This is a genomic window from Pseudomonas sp. FA-1 (assembly GCF_056856075.1).
Genome location: NZ_JBWXTH010000042.1, coordinates 1 through 385 on the forward strand (window position 1 = coordinate 1; position 385 = coordinate 385).

A 385-nucleotide genomic window follows, 5' to 3' on the forward strand; every position below is an offset into this window, starting at 1 on the left:
TGCCGGCCCAGGGCGATGACGTATTCAAAGACGCAGGTGAAGTTTCGCTGGGTGTCACCGATGCGACCGTCGCCGGCAAGCAGTTCGAGAATCTGCAACTGGGCGATGACGCCACGGTCAAGATTACCGATACCGAAAGCGAAGTCGTTGCCACGCTGACTGTGGATAAATCCACTGTCGCTGAAGGCGGTGAAATCACTTACACCGTCACGCTGAGCAATGGCCAGAAATTGCCGGTGACAGGCCATAACGGCCTTGAATTCACCCTGTCGGACGGTACCAAGGTTTCTATCCCAGCCGGCAGCGCCAGCGGCTCCATTACCGTCAAAGCATCGGATGACGTGTTCACCGGTGGCCAGCCGACCATTACCAACAAGCTTGAGTC

At 56.9% G+C, this 385-nt stretch carries 1 protein-coding gene; it reads left to right on the forward strand.

What is annotated here, in order from left to right:
* On the forward strand, window positions 1–385 hold a 385-nt coding region (locus tag AC1MHZ_RS23405), incomplete at both ends, for an immunoglobulin-like domain-containing protein (protein WP_482967015.1).